At 41.9% G+C, this 18,564-nt stretch carries 16 protein-coding genes; 15 read left to right on the top strand and 1 reads right to left on the bottom strand.

The window, feature by feature from the left end; all coding sequences use genetic code 11:
- Positions 1 to 2 precede the first annotated feature (2 nt).
- From ACFWE9_RS01070 to ACFWE9_RS01020, 11 genes are all read left to right on the top strand, one after another.
- Positions 3 to 986, top strand: a complete 984-nt coding sequence (locus tag ACFWE9_RS01070; RefSeq protein ID WP_230156822.1) for an alpha-ketoacid dehydrogenase subunit beta — start codon at positions 3 to 5, stop codon at positions 984 to 986.
- A gap of 26 nt (positions 987 to 1,012) precedes the next feature.
- Positions 1,013 to 2,302 (top strand): dihydrolipoamide acetyltransferase family protein, encoded by a 1,290-nt coding sequence (locus ACFWE9_RS01065; protein WP_230156824.1) that lies wholly within the window; start codon positions 1,013 to 1,015, stop codon positions 2,300 to 2,302.
- Positions 2,303 to 3,120: 818 nt separating this feature from the next.
- A complete protein-coding gene (locus ACFWE9_RS01060) occupies positions 3,121 to 4,998 on the top strand; it encodes a methylmalonyl-CoA mutase family protein (protein ID WP_230156826.1) in 1,878 nt (625 codons plus the stop codon).
- Between the two features lies 1 nt (position 4,999).
- A complete protein-coding gene (gene scpA, locus ACFWE9_RS01055) occupies positions 5,000 to 7,192 on the top strand; it encodes a methylmalonyl-CoA mutase (protein WP_230156827.1) in 2,193 nt (730 codons plus the stop codon).
- Positions 7,192 to 8,319 (top strand): methylmalonyl Co-A mutase-associated GTPase MeaB, encoded by a 1,128-nt coding sequence (gene meaB, locus ACFWE9_RS01050; RefSeq protein WP_230156828.1) that lies wholly within the window; start codon positions 7,192 to 7,194, stop codon positions 8,317 to 8,319. Before scpA ends, meaB begins: the two co-directional genes overlap by 1 nt.
- A gap of 211 nt (positions 8,320 to 8,530) precedes the next feature.
- Complete coding sequence (locus ACFWE9_RS01045; protein WP_230156829.1) at positions 8,531 to 8,968, top strand: BrxA/BrxB family bacilliredoxin; 438 nt, start codon at positions 8,531 to 8,533, stop codon at positions 8,966 to 8,968.
- Between the two features lie 327 nt (positions 8,969 to 9,295).
- A complete protein-coding gene (locus tag ACFWE9_RS01040; protein WP_230157090.1) occupies positions 9,296 to 10,105 on the top strand; it encodes a transporter substrate-binding domain-containing protein in 810 nt (269 codons plus the stop codon).
- A 127-nt stretch (positions 10,106 to 10,232) separates the two neighbouring features.
- On the top strand, positions 10,233 to 10,892 hold the full coding sequence (locus tag ACFWE9_RS01035; protein WP_230156830.1) for an amino acid ABC transporter permease: 660 nt from the start codon (positions 10,233 to 10,235) through the stop codon (positions 10,890 to 10,892).
- Positions 10,885 to 11,607, top strand: coding sequence for an amino acid ABC transporter ATP-binding protein (locus ACFWE9_RS01030; RefSeq protein WP_230156831.1), 723 nt, complete (start codon positions 10,885 to 10,887; stop codon positions 11,605 to 11,607). The genes ACFWE9_RS01035 and ACFWE9_RS01030 overlap by 8 nt, the downstream gene beginning before the upstream one ends.
- 192 nt (positions 11,608 to 11,799) lie before the next feature.
- Complete coding sequence (locus ACFWE9_RS01025; protein ID WP_230156832.1) at positions 11,800 to 12,789, top strand: aromatic acid exporter family protein; 990 nt, start codon at positions 11,800 to 11,802, stop codon at positions 12,787 to 12,789.
- A gap of 31 nt (positions 12,790 to 12,820) precedes the next feature.
- A complete protein-coding gene (locus tag ACFWE9_RS01020; RefSeq protein WP_230156833.1) occupies positions 12,821 to 13,336 on the top strand; it encodes a L,D-transpeptidase in 516 nt (171 codons plus the stop codon).
- Positions 13,337 to 13,378: 42 nt separating this feature from the next.
- On the opposite strand, the gene prli42 is transcribed toward ACFWE9_RS01020, so the two are convergent.
- A complete protein-coding gene (gene prli42 / locus ACFWE9_RS01015) occupies positions 13,379 to 13,474 on the bottom strand; it encodes a stressosome-associated protein Prli42 (RefSeq protein WP_155727341.1) in 96 nt (31 codons plus the stop codon).
- Between the two features lie 168 nt (positions 13,475 to 13,642).
- Between prli42 and mce the strand changes: the two genes are divergently transcribed.
- The 4 genes from mce (at position 13,643) to ACFWE9_RS00995 (ending at position 18,564) form a co-directional block, all read left to right on the top strand.
- Positions 13,643 to 14,065, top strand: coding sequence for a methylmalonyl-CoA epimerase (mce, locus tag ACFWE9_RS01010; RefSeq protein ID WP_230156834.1), 423 nt, complete (start codon positions 13,643 to 13,645; stop codon positions 14,063 to 14,065).
- The gene (locus ACFWE9_RS01005; RefSeq protein WP_230156835.1) at positions 14,062 to 15,612 is read left to right on the top strand and encodes an acyl-CoA carboxylase subunit beta; all 1,551 of its coding nucleotides are present in this window, start codon (positions 14,062 to 14,064) and stop codon (positions 15,610 to 15,612) included. The genes mce and ACFWE9_RS01005 overlap by 4 nt, the downstream gene beginning before the upstream one ends.
- Before the next feature lie 227 nt (positions 15,613 to 15,839).
- Positions 15,840 to 16,961 carry a tripeptidase T gene (locus tag ACFWE9_RS01000; RefSeq protein WP_230156836.1) on the top strand — a complete coding sequence of 374 codons (1,122 nt, stop codon included), beginning with the start codon at positions 15,840 to 15,842 and terminating at the stop codon, positions 16,959 to 16,961.
- A 328-nt stretch (positions 16,962 to 17,289) separates the two neighbouring features.
- Entirely contained in the window at positions 17,290 to 18,564 is a 1,275-nt protein-coding gene (locus ACFWE9_RS00995) for a DNA polymerase IV (protein ID WP_230156837.1), read from the top strand.

Raw genomic sequence — 18,564 nt, 5'->3', positions numbered from 1 at the left:
GAATGCCAGTGATTTCATATATAGATGCCGTAACAATGGCAATGAGGGAAGAGATGGAACGTGATTCCCGTGTATTCGTATTGGGAGAAGATGTTGGGAAAAAAGGCGGGGTCTTCAAAGCTACTAATGGTTTATACGACCAATTCGGTGAAGCCCGGGTCATTGATACCCCGCTTGCTGAATCTGCAATAGCAGGAGTGGGGATTGGAGCAGCCATGTATGGGCTACGGCCAATAGCAGAAATGCAATTTGCTGATTTCATCATGCCTGCCATTAACCAAATTGTCTCAGAGGCAGCCAAAATTAGATATCGTTCTAATAATGACTGGAGCTGTCCTATCGTAATCCGTGCTCCATATGGGGGAGGAATTCATGGAGCTCTTTATCATTCACAATCGGTTGAAGCGATCTTTGCTAATCAGCCAGGTTTGAAAATTGTGATGCCTTCCACTCCATATGATGTCAAGGGATTGCTTAAAGCTGCCATTCGTGATGAAGATCCAGTGCTTTTCTTTGAACATAAACGAGCCTATCGCTTGATTAAGGGTGAAGTGCCCACTGAAGATTATGTACTTCCGATCGGAAAAGCGGATGTGAAAAGGGAAGGGGAAGACATTACGGTCATATCCTATGGACTTTGCGTGCATTTTGCCCTTCAGGCAGCAGAAAAATTAGCAGCAGATGGAATCTCTGCACATGTTCTGGATTTGCGTACCGTCTACCCTTTAGATAAGGATGCTATCATAGAGGCAGCATCTAGAACGGGAAAGGTTTTACTGGTCACAGAGGATAATAAAGAAGGCAGCATTATAAGTGAGGTCGCAGCCATCATTGCCGAGCATTGCCTTTTTGATTTGGATGCCCCGATAAAACGATTGGCAGGACCTGATGTACCTGCCATGCCATATGCGCCTACGATGGAAAAACATTTTATGGTGAATCCTGATAAAGTGGAAAAAGCGATGAGGGAATTAGCTGAGTTTTAATGACTGTTAAGAAGGAGGAACGATTCATGGCTATGGAATTAATGAAGATGCCTCAACTGGGCGAAAGTGTCACAGAGGGAACCATCAGTAAATGGCTTGTAAAGCCTGGAGATCATGTAACGAAATACGATCCGTTAGCTGAAGTGATGACGGATAAAGTAAATGCTGAGGTTCCTTCTTCCTTTACCGGCATCATCAAAGAATTGAAAGCGGATGAGAATCAAACGTTGGCAGTCGGAGAAGTCATTTGCTCGATTGAAGTTGAAACGGCAAAGACGGATAACGAAAATGAAGGGCAAGAGATTTCTCATGGAGAGGAAAACGCTGATGCAGCCGTAACAAGAGATATACAGCCGCCAGTGGGAGAGCCGTCAGGAAAAGCTCGCTTCTCACCGGCAGTGTTAAAACTCTCCCAGGAGCATGGGATCGACCTTTCAAAAGTAAAAGGAACGGGAAGTGAGGGGCGGATCACACGTAAAGATTTACTGAAACTTGTTGAATCCGGCACACTTCCTAAGGCGGATGAACCTGCAGCAATATCCGATTCGACTCATGAAGAGATTGCCCCTCAAGTTAATCGTCAAACCAGTTCAGTAACAAACGTACCGACTGTTGCAGGCGACAAGGAAATAGCGGTTACCGGCATACGTAAGGCAATTGCGTCCAATATGTTAAAAAGTAAGCACGAAATTCCGCATGCTTGGACAATGGTGGAAGTTGACGCAAGCAATATGGTAAAGTTGCGTGATAATCTCAAATCCGATTTTAAACAAAAAGAAGGATATAACTTAACGTATTTTGCCTTTTTTGTAAAAGCGGTCGCTCAAGCTCTTACCGAATTTCCAGAGCTCAATTCGATGTGGGCAGGCGATAAGATCATTCAAAAGAAAGAAATCAATATATCAATAGCTGTTGCAACGGAAGATGCCCTATTTGTCCCGGTCATAAAAAATGCTGATGAAAAATCCATTAAAGGGATTGCAAGGGAGATACAAGAACTTGCATCCAAAGTGAAGGCAGGCAAGTTAAAAGCAGAGGACATGCAAGGTGGCACGTTCACTGTCAATAACACTGGCTCATTCGGTTCTGTTCAGTCCATGGGAATCATCAATTATCCACAGGCAGCTATTTTACAAGTTGAAACGATTGTAAAACGGCCAGTGGTCATCAATGACATGATTGCTGTACGAGACATGGTGAATCTCTGTTTATCACTGGATCATCGTGTTTTGGACGGACTGGTTTGCGGCCGTTTCCTTGCAAGGGTTAAGGAGATCATTGAAAAGATTTCCAAAGATAACACGCCCATATATTAAAAAATTAAAGGAGGATAACCTTAATGGTATCCTCTTTTTTATGGTGTGCCCGGCATGGGTCTAATCTATACGGTGCGGCTCTCACCATGAAGGCGGTAGTGGTGGCTTCATGAAAGGTATAATTGGATGAGCAGCCAAAGGTTAACTATGAGAAATAGATGCATGATCCTACCTGTAAAAGAACGTCTTTCGGTCGAAGTCAAAGAAGATCCATAAGCTTTGAATCAGGGAAACAACAGAACCAAAGTAAATAGAATGACAATACTAAGTAAGACTTAAACTGATCTGCCGTTTCCTGAACCATATGGTTGTATGAGAGGGAGGAGGCTAGGCGCCTCCTTCTACTCGATTAATCTGTACCTATTAATGGAATAAAATTCTATTCTATGTAGAAAAACATCGACAAATTTTTTTTTTATGCTTATTATTTTATAGAGAGCTGTTCTAATACACAACTGACTCTAACTCATAAAAGATAATACATTGTTGATTATTTTAATAGCTGGGCATTGGTCTTTGTAAAAAAGCAATCATTCATCCTTATCTGTGTGCAAAACCGGACAATTTCTTGTGTATAAGATACATTTCTTTTTATTGTTCACAAAAATGGACACTTTTTTCATTTGTTAACACGTGAAAGCAATCTCTTCAATGATATTATCTTTTGGCATTATTTTTGCATATTGAAATAAGGAATATATTTTTATCAGATCAAATTGATGGGAGGGTAGTTTTCTTATCTAAACTGACTGAGCGTTCGTTCTCCCGAAGAATGGGTAGGTCGTTTTAAACGTCAGACGATAAGAAAGCGATTACAGATGGAACTGAAAGATGTAAAAAACATAACCTTTCCTAAGCCTTCTTATGAAGAGTGGAAAGAAGCTGTGGAAGCCAGTTTAAAAGGTAAAAGTGTAGAAAAATTAAAAACGAATACATATGAGGGCATCACTCTATATCCGCTCTATACAGAAAATACAGATTCGAAAAACAATGCAGCGGAATTGCCAGGATTCTTTCCTTTCACCCGCGGTACGTCTCCAGCGGGTTATTATGAAAAGCCTTGGCTTGTCGTCCAACCTGTAAGCGGTATCACAGCTGAAGAGGCAAATGATAAAATGCGTGCGTCATTCAAGCGCGGTCAAAATGTCGTGGCATACCCTGCGCGATTGCTCGCTGAGGGAGCAAGGGTTGAAAAATTGCTTAAGGATATCCCATTAAAGGAAATCCCGATTTTCATTGACCTTAAGGGAAAACAAAAAGATTTATTCCCGCAATTTAAAGCTGTTGCAGAATCACAGAATGTCCAATTGACAGGAGTAGCTGCGGAAGATCCGATTGCAGAATGGCTCATTTGCGGTCAGTTACCTGAAGATACGGACCAATATTTTGCAGAGTGGTTGAAAACGATCCAAGACTATCAAAAGGTAGGTCCAGATTTAAAAACCATCCTGATTAATACGTCTGTATACCATAATGGAGGAGCTAACGCCGTACAAGAAATCGCGTACGGATTATCGGCAGCCGTCCAATATGTATTGGAAGGGCAAAAACAAGGACTCTCAATTACTGAAGTTTCCGAAAGAATCGTTTTTTCTTTTGCAGTGGATTCCAACTACTTCATGTCAATCGCTAAACTGCGGGCGGCCAGGAGGCTATGGGCCGGTCTATCTGAAGCCTTTGATACAGCTCCGGACTATTTTAAAATGGCCATACATGCCGTTACGTCCGAATTGACAGAAACGCTATATGATAAACACGTCAACATTCTTCGGACCACCAACCAGGCATTCGCTGCCGCCATTGGAGGCATTCAATACCTTCAAATTCATCCATTTAATCACGCAAGTGGTGAATCTGATGATTTTTCAGAAAGAATTGCCCGCAGCACTCACCTGGTTTTAAAAGAAGAAACAAATATCACGTCGGTTGTCGATCCTGCAGGCGGTTCATGGTATGTTGAGCAATTAACGGATGAATTGGCTGAAAAGGCTTGGGCGAAATTCCTTGAAATCGATGAAGCAGGAGGGATCATCGAACTGGTCAAGCAGGGCATCCTCCAGAAAGAAATAGCTGAAGTTTACCAAGGAAGAGTCCTTAATGCGGCATTTAGAAAAGAAAGTATCATCGGAACGAATGTGTATCCGAATCCCTCGGATAAAATTAAAATTTCACCACAGGATAACGATCTTTCATATATGAAAGTGGTGAAGCCGGTTGATATTACGCCCATTATCCTGGATCGGGTATCGGTTCAGTTTGAACAGTTAAGACTGCGTAGTGAAACATATAAAGAAAGTAATGGAACGGCTCCGACGTTCGGAATGATTAATTTGAAAGACCTTAAATCCTATAAACCTCGCGCTGATTTTGTTAAGGGGCTGGGTGCAGCAGGTGGCATTGAAACAGTAGGGAGTAAAGGTTGTCAATCGATCACTGAAGCAGTCGATTTTGTTGCTGCGACCAATCTTCCCATCTATTGTGTTTGTGGAAGTGATGAAGACTACTCCGAATTAGCGGCGAACATCATGAAAGAAATTAAAAAGAAATTTCCTTCAATCAATATTTATATTGCTGGCAAGCAGCAGGAAGAACTGGAAATGACGCTAAGTGAGGCCGGTGTCAAAGATTTTATTCATGTTAAAACGAATGCTATAGCCATTTTAAGAGAGCTATTGCATGAGCTAGGGGTGAACTGAAATGAAAAAACCGAATTTTTCTACTATTAATCCTGCCAAGACTGAGACTAAAGGGACGGTAGAAGCTTGGAAAAAAGAAGCTGCCAAGGCTGTTGGGCTTAATATTGATGATCTCCTATTTGAAACGAATGAACAAATAAAAATCAAGCCGCTTTACGTTAAAGAAGATAATCACGAATTGGAACATATGGAAAGTGTACCAGGCATCGCTCCGTTTACAAGAGGCCCCTATCCTTCGATGTATGTCAATCGTCCTTGGACGGTACGTCAGTATGCAGGTTTTTCGACTGCTGAGGAATCCAATGCGTTTTACAGACGTAACTTGGCTATGGGGCAGAAGGGGCTTTCAGTTGCCTTTGATTTAGCTACACACCGTGGTTATGACTCCGATCACCCGCGCGTTGTCGGTGATGTGGGAAAAGCGGGAGTAGCCATTGATTCCATCCTTGACATGAAGATTCTGTTCGACGGAATCCCGCTAGATCAAATGTCAGTGTCAATGACGATGAATGGTGCAGTATTACCCATTCTGGCATTTTATATCGTGACAGCTGAAGAGCAAGGCGTTACACAGGATAAGCTCTCAGGTACGATTCAAAATGATATCTTAAAGGAATATATGGTTCGGAATACGTATATCTATCCGCCAGAAATGTCCATGAAAATCATAGCAGATATTTTCGAGTATACATCCAAATACATGCCCAAATTCAATTCCATTTCCATCTCTGGTTATCATCTGCAAGAAGCGGGTGCACCGGCGGATATTGAACTAGCCTATACGTTGGCTGATGGTCTTGAGTATGCACGTACAGGCATGAAAGCAGGCATTGATATCGATAAGTTTGCACCACGACTGTCATTCTTCTGGGCTGTAGGATTGAACTATTTCATGGAAGTGGCGAAGATGAGGGCAGCTCGTTTCATTTGGTCAAAACTGATGAAACAATTCGAACCGAAAAATAAGAAAGCAATGGCATTAAGGACTCATTCCCAAACCTCAGGCTGGAGCCTCTCCGAGCAGGATCCGTTTAACAATGTCGCACGGACTTTGATTGAAGCACATGCTGCGGCGCTTGGGCATACACAATCCTTGCATACGAACGCACTGGATGAGGCTATTGCACTGCCAACTGATTTCTCGGCCCGCATTGCCCGTAACACACAGCTTTATTTGCAGGAGGAGACGGGAATTACAAAGGTCATCGATCCATGGGCTGGATCATACTATGTAGAATCGCTCACGAATGAACTAATAGAACGTGCTTGGTCTCACATAGAAGAAATCGAGGGGCTTGGAGGGATGGCAAAGGCAATTGAAACCGGCCTTCCAAAAATGCGAATCGAGGAAGCGGCAGCAAAACGTCAGGCGAAAATCGATTCTCAAGAGGAAACGATCGTCGGCGTCAATAAATATCGTTTGAAAAAAGAAGATCCGATTGAAATACTGGAAATTGATAATACCGCAGTTCGTGAGAGCCAGCTTAAGCGGTTGAGTGAATTAAAAGCGAAACGGGATCAGGCAAAGGTGGATGAAGCACTTCAAGAACTATCCATGGCTGCTAGAACAGGTGAGGGTAACCTGCTTGAGTTGGCTGTACAGGCTGCTAGAGTACGGGTATCACTAGGGGAAATCTCTGATGCAATCGAAGAAGTGGCTGGACGTCACAAAGCAACGATCCGTTCTATCAGCGGTGTGTATAGCTCCGCATACTCTAAAGAAGCAGAAATCGAGGAAGTCGTCCGAATGACGGAAGAGTTCCTTGAAAATGAAGGAAGAAGACCGCGTTTGTTAATGGCTAAAATGGGTCAGGACGGTCATGATCGTGGAGCTAAAGTAGTAGGAACGGGGTTTGCGGATTTAGGCTATGATGTCGATATCGGTCCATTATTCCAAACACCAGAGGAAACGGCCTTACAGGCCGTGGAAAATGATGTGCATGTAGTCGGCATGAGTTCACTTGCTGCAGGCCATAAAACATTGTTGCCGCAGCTTATGGCGGAGTTGAAAAAATTGGGTCGTGAAGACATTATCGTGATCGTCGGCGGTGTCATCCCTGCACAGGATTATGATTACTTGATGGAAAATGGCGCTTCCGCCATTTTTGGACCTGGTACAGTCATTCCGCAGGCAGCGAAAAAAGTGCTTCAGGAAATATACAATCGCCTCGGTTATGAGGAAGTGGCCCAATAATGAGTGAAGACAAGAAGCCGGAATGGGTCGATCTTAACAATCAGGAAGGTTTTGCTTCATCATTAAAACCAGGTGTGGAATTAGAAGCCAGCCATAACAAAGCTTCAAAAAGTAAATTCGTCAAAAAACAAAATGTAACCATACCGATCCAAGAACTTAAAGAGGGAATCATAAAAGGGGATAGGGCCAGGCTGGCTAAAGGGATTACACTGCTTGAAAGCAATGCTCCACACCACTTTGATCATGCGCAGGAATTATTGCACTCTATCCTTCCACATACAGGGAATTCGATTCGAATCGGGATTTCCGGAGTGCCCGGTGCCGGAAAAAGTACGTTTATAGAGACGTTTGGAACCTACTTATGTGACAGGGGCCATAAGGTTGCAGTTCTTGCGGTCGATCCAAGCTCTTCGGTCAATGGGGGAAGTATACTGGGCGATAAGACGAGGATGGAAGAGCTGGCGAGAAATCCAAATGCCTTCATTAGACCCTCGCCATCCGAAGGTACTTTAGGAGGAGTTCATCGCAAAACAAGGGAAACGATGTTGCTTTGTGAAGCGGCAGGATTTGATGTCATTCTGATTGAAACGGTTGGTGTCGGCCAAAGCGAAGCAATCGTGAGAAGCATGGTCGACTTCTTCATGCTCCTTGTCCTAACGGGTGCAGGGGATGAATTACAGGGAATGAAAAAAGGGATCATGGAACTTGTTGATGGAATTGTAGTCAATAAAGCGGATGGCGAGAATATTCCGCTTGCAATTCGTACAAAGTCCGAATATAGCAGAATCTTGCACTTCCTTCAGCCAGCAACTAAGGGATGGGCGGGAAAGGCCTATACTTGCTCTGCCATAACCGGTAAAGGAATTCCTGAGCTTTGGGATGCATTAAATGAATTTTCCGTTATGACCAAGGGATCGGGTGTTTTCCAAGAACGGAGAAGAATGCAATCAAAGGAATGGCTGTATTCGTTAATGGATCACCAGCTTAAAGCGATGTTCTATAAAAATGAAACCGTCAAAGGTCTGCTCCCTATACTCGAGAATCAAGTGATGTCAGGGAATAAAACGGTCACTGCTGCTGTTAAGCAGGTCTTTCAATCTTTTAAGGATACCTTTAAAACAGATTAAAAAAGAAAAGGATGGGGCATGCTTCTCACGCATGCCCCATCCTTCATTATGAAGTGAAGTCTCCTTGTTGTTACATATGTAATTCCCGCATTCATCTCGTTTTAAACTTGTTGGGAAACCTTTATGCAGAATTAGCAGGTAAATTTATTGAATCACGATGGGGCAATTGTTATGATAGGATTGAAGAGAAAACTTGGAAGGAGCATAAACCATGAATATGGATTTTAATTTTTTAATGAACGACGTAGTCAAACAAGCTCGCGATGAAATTAAGACTGCTGGATATACAGAATTAACTACTCCCGAGGAAGTAGAAGAAGTATTTGCACAAAAAGGAACTACACTTGTAATGGTCAACTCCGTTTGTGGCTGCGCCGGAGGAATCGCTAGACCGGCAGCGGCTCATGCGATTCATAATGATAAACGCCCAGATCAGCTTGTAACGGTTTTTGCAGGGCAAGATAAAGAGGCAACGGAGAAAGCTCGTGATTATTTCGAAGGATATCCGCCGTCATCTCCATCATTTGCTTTACTGAAGGATGGCAAAATCATCACGATGATAGAACGCCATGAGATTGAAGGGCATCACCCGATGTCCGTAGTTGAAAAATTGCAAAACTACTTCGATGAATATTGCGAAGAAGTATAAGTCATTTTGCTATTAGGTAAAAAACCCGTCCAATAGGCGGGTTTTTTTTATTCAACAATTTGCATAAATAAGGAACGTTTAGGAAAGAAGAAAGATAAGGGAACCATATATATTCGCTTTGAAGTGAACGTGCGAGTCTCAAAAATAAACTATGTTAATATTCTGAAAAGTGAATCTATTATTTACGTTATTGAATAATTATTAGAGTGTGTTAAAATACACATTAGTGTATGAATATTAGTTATTCAAATTAATTGATATTTTAACCTATACCAAATTTAATAACAAGAGAATTGAAAATATCATTTTGGAGGAATAATTATGAAGTTGAAAAAGCAGTTAGCATTGTTGCTTACTTCTGTTTTATTAGTAGGTATTTTAGCGGCATGCGGTACATCAGAGAAAGAAGATAAAAACACAGCTGGCAATGAAGACAAAGATAAAAAGGTCCTTGTAATGGGAACATCTGCGGATTATCCACCGTTTGAATTTGTTGAAACATCTAAAAGCGATGAAATTAAAGGATTTGACATTGATATCGCTAAGGCAATCGGTAAAAAATTAGGTTATGAGGTTCAAGTGAAGGACATCGACTTTAATAGTCTTGTTCCGGCGCTAGAAAACAAATCCGTCGATTTTGTTATCTCTGGAATGACACCTACAGAAAAACGTGAGCAATCCGTTGATTTCAGTGATATTTACTATACAGCTAAAAACATGATCATTACGACACAGGACAGTAAAATCAAAACTGTTGAAGATTTAAAAGGGAAAACGGTAGGCGTACAGCTAGCATCCATTCAGGAAACATTGGCAACCGACTTGAATAAAAGCAAAGATCTCGGGATGAAAATTGAAAAACGGAATCGTATTCCTGAGGTTGTTCAAGAAATGTCTACAGGACGTTTTGACGCCGTGATCATGGAAGATACCGTGGCAAAAGGCTATTTAAAAGACAATAAAGATTTGGTTGGCTATTTAATCAAATCTGGTGAAGAAGATGCCGGCTCGGCAATCGCTTTCCAAAAAGGAAGCAAGTTAACTGATGAATTCAATGCCGAATTGAAAAAAATGTTAGAAAATGGTGAAATGGAAAAATTAATTCTAAAATGGTTCGGTGACAGCGAATCTAAATAATACAGAGAGATGAAAAGCGTTCAGAAGTGTTTTAATATGCCTTCTGAGCGTTTTTCCGCGCTTTATTGTTTGTAGAATGAAGCAGGAAGGCCTAGGATAACGGCTTTCATAAGAGAGGATGAATGGAGTGAATCTGGAATTTGAAAGGATTATACCTTCCCTACCATATATCCTGGAGGGAATACCGACTACATTAAAGGTTGTAGCGGTTGCGGCTGTAATCGGTTTTGTTTTGGGAATATTTTTATCTATACTTAAAATCAGCAGAATTAAGCCATTGAATTGGATTGCTGACTTTTATACTTCCATTTTTCGCGGTACCCCTTTAGTACTGCAATTAATGCTAATTTATTTTGGTTCGCCGCAAATATTGGGGATTCAAATCGAAGCATTCGAAGCCGCATTTTTAGCATTCGGCCTGAACTCTGCCGCATACATCTCTGAGATTATCAGGGGAGGGATTTTAGCGGTCGATAAAGGACAACGTGAGGCTGCGCTTGCGCTTGGGGTTCCCTATTCAGGGATGATGCTCAATATCATCCTTCCGCAGGCCATCAAGAATATCCTGCCGTCCCTTGTGAACGAATTGATTTCCTTAACGAAGGAATCAGCCGTCGTCACAATTATTGGATTGGGGGATATCATGCGCCGTTCGTATATTGTCGGCGGTGAGACATATAAATTCTTCGAGCCGATTTTATTTGCCGGTCTCATTTATTATGTGATGGTTATGGTTCTTACCATCTTGGGCAAAGTGATTGAAAGGAGAATGAGACGCAGTGATTAAAATTGATGAACTCAAAAAAAATTATGGTAAGCTCGAGGTTTTAAAAGGAATCAGCACCGAGATAGGACAGGGTGAAGTGTTAGCCATTATCGGTCCATCCGGTTCGGGAAAGTCAACTTTCCTGCGTTGCATCAATCTGCTGGAAACTCCAACTGATGGTCAAATTTGGTTTAAAGATCAAATGATCACTGGAAAAAAGACGAACATCATGAAAGTGCGTGAAAATGTCGGAATGGTATTTCAACATTTTCATTTATTTCCTCATAAAACCGTGCTGGAGAATCTGACATATGCACCCATGAAGGTGAAAAAATTATCAAAGGCCGAGGCAGTGAAGCAAGCTCGTGAGCTCTTGACTAAAGTCGGTTTGGCCGATAAAGAATCGTCTTATCCAAACCGTCTATCAGGCGGACAAAAACAAAGGGTCGCCATTGCACGGGCATTGGCAATGAATCCGGAAGTCATGCTGTTCGATGAGCCGACTTCAGCGCTAGACCCCGAGATGGTAAAAGAAGTACTAGATGTCATGAAGTCACTGGCACATACAGGGATGACCATGTTGATCGTAACGCACGAAATGGGATTCGCTAAAGAAGTGGCAGATCGTGTACTATTCTTGGACCAGGGCCTGCTCGTTGAGGAAAGTGCTCCGGAAGAATTCTTTTCCAATCCGAAAAGCCAGCGTGCAAAAGACTTCTTGGAAAAAGTTTTATAGCCGAGGCATATACTATATAATAATGAAAAAAAGGTAACGAATTAGTTACCTTTTTTTATTTTATTCATATAATGTAACTTTCGGTGAATTTATGCTGAAAAATAAGGAAATTCATTAACAAAGGTCTGTAAAAATATCTGAAATCCTGATAGTATTATAATAGATAGTGAAAGAGCCAGGTGATACATAACAATGTTTAAAATCGGATACAGAACGATTAAAACTGCTTTGGGGGCTACCTTGGCAATTATTATTGCACAAATGCTTAACCTGGAATATTTTTCGGCTGCGGGAATCATTACGATTTTATGCATTCAAGTTACAAAAAAGAAGTCGGTGTATGCCTCCTGGCACCGGTTTTTAGCTTGTTTGATCGCAATGGCCTATGCATCCCTATTGTTTCAGTTCATCGCGTTCCATCCGCTGATAATAGGGTTGATCCTCTTGATTTTCATTCCGACGACAGTTGCCTTGAAGATTAATGAGGGGATCGTAACAAGCAGTGTAATCATCTTGCATCTATATGGGGCGGGTCACATCACTTTCGCTCTGCTGCTCAATGAAACGATATTAATTGCCGTTGGGGTTGGAGTGGCGCTTGTGATGAATCTGTACATGCCCAGCGTTGATAAAAAATTGCTTGCCTATCAGGAAAGTATCGAAACTAACTTTAGTGTGATCTTGATGGGGATTGTCCGCTATTTAAGGGATAACGATCACACATGGGATGGAAAGGAAATAACTGAAACGGCCAATCTTCTTAATCAAGCCAAAAGCCTTGCTTTCAGGGACGTGGAAAATCATTTTTTAAGGGAAGAAGACCTGTATTACCATTATTTCAAAATGCGTGAAAAGCAATTTGAAATAATTGAGCGAATTCTTCCTCTAGTCACAAATATTCCGTTGGTCGTCAAGCAAAGCGGGATATTGGCTGATTTTATAGAAGATCTGGCAGAAAACGTCCATCCTCAAAATACGGCCATTCTTTATCTGAAAAAGCTTGAAAAAATGGAGCTGTTTTTTAGGGGAATGGCACTTCCGCATACACGGGAAGAGTTTGAATCAAGGGCCGCATTACTGCAGCTCATGAAGGAAATGGAACGCTATTTATTGTTAAAGCATTCCTTCAAAGGATTGCCTAAGCAAGTCAATAATCGAATGAAAAAGAGGCACTTGGCTTAAACTAAGCAAAAAAGTAAAGGAATGGATGCGAATGAAATGGATCCTTACTTTAATGCTTATGCTATCTTTGTTGCCTCTACACGTACAAGCTCAACCTCATTCGGTTAAGCCTGGCGATCCTTTTATCATCATCAATAAAGCCAACAATAAATTGGCTTTCATTGATGATAACGAGGTCAAGGAGATTTTGCCTGTCGGTACGGGAAAGAGTCAGGAATTGACACCAGAAGGGATTTTTACGGTCAAGGTCAAAGCGGTCAATCCCTATTATCGAAAAAAGAATATTCCGGGCGGCGATCCCAGGAACCCTTTGGGATCGAGGTGGATTGGATTTGACGCACGAAATACCGATGGCAGGATTTATGGAATACATGGAACGAATCAGCCGTGGTCAGTGGGGAAATTCATTTCAAATGGCTGTGTACGGATGCATAAATCCGATGTAGAGCGATTGTACGAAGAAGTCCCTATCGGTACAAAGGTGTTAATCACCATATCGAAAGAGGATTTTAAGACCTTGGCAAAGAAAAACGGAGCGATAAAATAAAAAGAGGGAAGCTTTTAGCTCCCCTCCCCATTGTGATATCTATTACAAAAGAAATGCGATACCTGATAATAGGGTCGTTAATAACATTGAGATAAGCATTAAATACACAACGATTTTTCTTATTTTTTTATTTCCCATATGCTCTCTCCCTCAAACAGATTAATTGATTTCATTTTAACTTGAACATTTAGGAGAAACAAGTAAAAGTATAATGTTCATATTATTTCGAATCTTAAAGGCTTTCATGCAAGAATAGAAGTATTTTAATAGAATCATTCAAGCATACATAACATGGGGGTTTAAAAGATGATAAAAAATATTGATCATATCGGTATTGCCGTCAAGTCACTAGATGAAACCTTGCCACTTTATACGGAAACGCTGAAGTTGGAACTCGAGGGAATTGAGACAGTGGAGAGCCAAGGAGTAAAAGTGGCCTTCATCTTGGCAGGCAATACCCGTTTGGAGTTATTGGAAGCGTTATCACCGGAGAGCCCGATCGCTAAATTCATTGAAAAACGCGGGGAGGGCATCCATCATGTTGCACTTGGCGTCGATGATATCGAAGATCGAATTAAAGAAATTAAAGAATCCGGAATACGCATGATTGATGATTCATCGAGAAAGGGAGCGCATCATGCTGATGTTGCTTTCGTTCATCCCAAGTCTACTGCGGGTGTTTTATATGAGCTTTGTGAACGAGCTGAATCAAAGGAGGAGCAGAAATGACAGACATATATGAAACGATCAATGACTTATATGACAGACGCCGTAAAGTGGAAATGGGCGGCGGTGAAGAAAGAATCGATAAGCAGCATGAAAAAGGGAAACTTACGGCAAGGGAAAGAATCGAACTCTTGGTTGATCCGGGAACTTTCATTGAACTGAATCCTTTTATCAAGCACCGTAACACCAATTTTGGCATGGAAAAGGAAGAAGGACCGGGAGAAGGGGTTGTCACTGGTTATGGAAAAGTAAACGGCCGCGACATTTATCTCTTTTCACAGGACTTTACTGTATTTGGCGGAGCTCTAGGGGAAATGCATGCTCTGAAAATTGCCAATGTTATGGATTTGGCAGCGGAAAACGGAGCCCCCTTCATAGGATTGAACGATTCTGGTGGAGCACGTATTCAAGAAGGTGTGGTTTCTCTAGACGGTTATGGTCAAATATTTTATCGGAACTCCATATATTCAGGGGTCATCCCTCAAATATCCGTTATCATGGGACCTTGTGCTGGTGGAGCCGTATATTCCCCAGCCATAACGGACTTTGTCTTCATGGTTGAAAAAACAAGTCAAATGTTCATCACAGGACCGAAAGTCATTGAAACGGTTACAGGAGAAAAGATTTCATCTGAAGGATTGGGTGGAGCCACTGTACATAATACTATTAGCGGTAATGCACATTTCAAGGGAGCATCTGAAGAACAAGTATTGGCAGACGTCAGGCGTCTTCTGAGCTATCTGCCGCAAAATAATGAAGAGAAGCCGCCGGTTCTGGAAGCGGACGATGGAGATGACTATCGTCCGGACTTGACGGATGTTGTCCCTTATGAAGGGATCCGGCCATATGATGTTCGGAAAGTATTGGAGCAAATTGTCGATGAGGATTCATTCATGGAGGTCCAAGAGGGCTTTGCGAAAAATATAGTGGTAGGATTAGCGCGGATCAAAGGGAAATCAGTTGGACTTGTCTGTAATCAGCCAAAAGTATTGGCAGGGGGACTGGATATTGATTCATCCGATAAGGCTGCCCGTTTTATTCGTTTCTGTGACTCGTTTAACATTCCGTTAATTACATTTGAAGATGTTTCAGGGTTCTTTCCAGGCGTCAAGCAAGAGCATGGCGGGATTATCCGCCACGGGGCAAAGCTGCTATATGCTTATTCCGAAGCAACAGTGCCAAAATTGACGATCATTCTTCGTAAAGCCTACGGAGGTGCTTACGTGGCGCTTAATAGTAAATCTATCGGTGCTGATCTTACGTTTGCATGGCCAAATGCCGAAATCGCGGTAATGGGTTCAGCGGGGGCGGCAAATATCATTTTTGCCCGTGAAATTCAAAATAGTGAAGACCCGGAAGCGACTCGTGAAGCTAAAATTGAAGAATACCGTGAGAAGTTCGCTAATCCGTATGTAGCTGCAAGTCTTGGTATGGTGGATGATGTCATTGATCCTCGTGAAACTAGGATTAAGATCATTCAATCTCTGGAAATGCTTCGCAACAAAAAAGAAAAGCGTCCATGGAAAAAGCACGGCAATATTCCGTTGTGATTTGATTGCTGGAGCCCAAAACAATTGTTTGGGGCTCTTTGCTATACGGGGAATTATCATTCTTGAAGGAAATCTTAGGCATTAGTTCACCATTTTTAAACGAATGTTTGGAAGGCGAATAGCCGTCATTCTATTTAACGGGGGGCTCTTCAGTTTCACATTATTTGCCGGAGCGCCGCTTTTAGCAGTATAATTAAAGAGGAAAACTTTTTTGGAGGTTTTATTTTATGATTAATGAAGAACGTTTAGTTAGTGAATTTATGGAATTGGTACAGATCGATTCCGAAACGAAAAATGAAGCTGCCATCGCCAAAGTGCTTAAAGAAAAATTCAAGGCACTAGGTGTAGAGGTTTTTGAAGATGATACAACAGCAGTTACCGGTCATGGTGCAGGCAATTTAATATGTACTTTGAAAGGAACGAAAGAAGGCGTAGATACCATTTATTTCACCTCCCACATGGACACGGTTGTCCCTGGTAATGGAATCAAGCCTTCCATCAAAGATGGATACATAGTGTCGGACGGAACAACTATTTTAGGGGCGGATGACAAAGCTGGATTAGCGGTCATGTTAGAGACGCTTAAAGTGTTGGAAGAACAGAATATCGAACATGGGACAATCGAATTTATCATAACAGTTGGTGAAGAATCTGGATTGGTTGGGGCAAAAGCACTGGACCGCTCCCTTGTAACGGCTAAATTCGGTTTTGCACTTGACAGTGATGGAAAAGTGGGCAATGTGGTGGTTGCTGCACCTACTCAGGCGAAAGTTTCTGCGACAATTTTAGGCAAGACGGCTCATGCTGGTGTTGCTCCTGAAAAAGGAGTTTCGGCGATTACGATTGCTGCCAAAGCCATCTCAAGAATGCCGTTAGGCCGAATCGACGAAGAAACGACAGCCAACATCGGACGTTTCCAGGGCGGACAGCAAACCAATATTGTTTGTGACCATGTTGAAATCCTGGCTGAAGCAAGATCCTTAATTCCTGAAAAAATGGAAATACAGGTAGCGAAAATGAAAGAAGCATTCGAGACTGCAGCTATTGAAATGGGTGGACGTGCTGAAGTTGAAGTTACCGTCATGTATCCTGGGTTTAAATATGGAGCTGGTGATCATGTTGTCGAAGTTGCAAGAAAGGCTGCGGAGAAAATCGGTCGTCCATGCGAGTTGGTTAAAAGCGGAGGCGGTAGCGATGCGAATGTCATTGCCGGTTTTGGAATTCCTACTGTCAATCTTGCAGTTGGCTATGAAGATATCCATACTACGAATGAAAGAATTCCAGTTGAAGAATTAACGAAGCTTGCTGAAATGGTTGTCAGCATCATTAAGGAAGTATCCGGGGAATAATTAACCTTCTCGCTGTGACTTGTTGTACAAGCCCGTGAAATACTTGATTTAACGGATGGACTTATTAGACAAACAAAAAAACTGGATATAGGCAGGGGTTGCCATGTGGGCAGCCGTTTGATTACTATCATTGATCCGCAAAAACTCGTATCTCTAGAAGGCGTTAAAGTATTGCAGGAATATATGTACAGTCATCAATGACATGATGGCTGTTTTTCTTGGAGTAGAAGCTTCTTTACGGTGGTTACCAAAGATAAGTGGGGATCTAATATTTTTTGGGTCCTATTATCCGGCGGTTTTTATTTTTACAAGGATGTGACGCTCACGCATGAAGGACATGTATCCCAAAAATGGCAGGGTCATTCTCCATGTAGATATGAATAGTTTCTATGCTTCAGTGGAAATGTCGTATGATGCTTCATTGAAAGGTAAACCGCTTGCCATTGCAGGGAATGTAGAAGAGCGAAGAGGTATCATTGTCACTTGCAGCTATGAGGCAAGGAAGTTCGGGGTTAAAACGACCATGCCGATTTGGCAGGCGAAAAAACTATGTCCTCAATTAGTCATTCAGAAACCGAATTTCGAGCGTTATCGAAAGGCATCACTGGCAATTTTTGATGTTTTGAGGCAATACACAGAGATGGTTGAACCCGTTTCAATTGATGAAGGGTATCTGGATATCAGTGAATGCGCCGAATTGGGTTCACCTTTAGAAATAGCCAAAAGCATTCAGGAAAGAATTTTTAATACGATGGATCTCCCTTGCAGCATAGGGATCGCCCCTAATAAATTTTTGGCCAAAACTGCTTCTGATATGAAAAAGCCAATGGGAATCACCGTATTAAGGAAAAGAGATATTTATGAGAAGCTCTGGCCTTTACGAGTGGCTGAAATGCATGGCATCGGCGATAAGACTTCGGAAAAACTTCATACAATCGGCATAATGACGATCAGGGACCTTGCAGAAGCACATGAGAGCCAGCTGAAACAATTACTTGGGATCAATGGCATCCGCTTGAAAGATAGGGCGAATGGAATTGACCCCAGGGTTGTAGATCCAGAATCGATTTTTGACCATAAAAGCATTGGGAACTCGACAACTCTTCCACATGACTCCACCAATCAAAAAGAACTGATCGGTGTATTGGAAAAGCTTTCAGAGAAGGTTGCTGTCAGATTGAAAAATAAGCGGCTGCTTGGCCAAAAAATAGGTGTGACGATCCGTTACAAAGACCGCCGCACAATTACAAGAAGCAGGACGGTTCCAAATCCAGTTTTTGAAAAAAAGGATATTTTGGATGGAGCTACCGATCTTTTCATGAAAAATTGGAATGGCGATGGAATCAGGCTTCTTGGTGTCACTGCCTATGATGTCATCGAGAAAGATTCGGCCTTCAAACAACTGGATATTTTCTCCTTTCAAGAGGATGCAGAAAAAGAACCGCTGTATGAAGCGATGGAACACTTGCAAAATAAGTACGGAGAAAATATTATTAAAAAGGGATTACCCTTGAAGAACCGTTCGATTGGAACAGACACTAGCTTCAGTAAAGATTTCTTTGAGCAATCTAGGAGAAACGATCCTTCTTTTGACAAAGAATAG

This window comes from Peribacillus sp. NPDC060253, from assembly GCF_042727425.1.
GTDB lineage: Bacteria > Bacillota > Bacilli > Bacillales > DSM-1321 > Peribacillus.
The sequence above is the reverse complement of the archived record's forward strand: the minus strand, read 5'-3'. Positions and strand labels throughout refer to the sequence as shown.

Excerpts from the sequence above, each read along its gene's own strand:
- ACFWE9_RS01070 (WP_230156822.1), top strand. The coding sequence starts at position 3 with ATGCCAGTGATTTCATATATAGATGCCGTAACAATGGCAATGAGGGAA.
- ACFWE9_RS01065 (WP_230156824.1), top strand. The coding sequence starts at position 1,013 with ATGGCTATGGAATTAATGAAGATGCCTCAACTGGGCGAAAGTGTCACA.
- ACFWE9_RS01060 (WP_230156826.1), top strand. The coding sequence starts at position 3,121 with ATGGAACTGAAAGATGTAAAAAACATAACCTTTCCTAAGCCTTCTTAT.
- scpA (WP_230156827.1), top strand. The coding sequence starts at position 5,000 with ATGAAAAAACCGAATTTTTCTACTATTAATCCTGCCAAGACTGAGACT.
- meaB (WP_230156828.1), top strand. The coding sequence starts at position 7,192 with ATGAGTGAAGACAAGAAGCCGGAATGGGTCGATCTTAACAATCAGGAA.
- ACFWE9_RS01045 (WP_230156829.1), top strand. The coding sequence starts at position 8,531 with ATGAATATGGATTTTAATTTTTTAATGAACGACGTAGTCAAACAAGCT.
- ACFWE9_RS01025 (WP_230156832.1), top strand. The coding sequence starts at position 11,800 with ATGTTTAAAATCGGATACAGAACGATTAAAACTGCTTTGGGGGCTACC.
- ACFWE9_RS01020 (WP_230156833.1), top strand. The coding sequence starts at position 12,821 with ATGAAATGGATCCTTACTTTAATGCTTATGCTATCTTTGTTGCCTCTA.
- prli42 (WP_155727341.1), bottom strand. The coding sequence starts at position 13,474 with ATGGGAAATAAAAAAATAAGAAAAATCGTTGTGTATTTAATGCTTATC.
- mce (WP_230156834.1), top strand. The coding sequence starts at position 13,643 with ATGATAAAAAATATTGATCATATCGGTATTGCCGTCAAGTCACTAGAT.
- ACFWE9_RS01005 (WP_230156835.1), top strand. The coding sequence starts at position 14,062 with ATGACAGACATATATGAAACGATCAATGACTTATATGACAGACGCCGT.
- ACFWE9_RS01000 (WP_230156836.1), top strand. The coding sequence starts at position 15,840 with ATGATTAATGAAGAACGTTTAGTTAGTGAATTTATGGAATTGGTACAG.
- ACFWE9_RS00995 (WP_230156837.1), top strand. The coding sequence starts at position 17,290 with ATGAAGGACATGTATCCCAAAAATGGCAGGGTCATTCTCCATGTAGAT.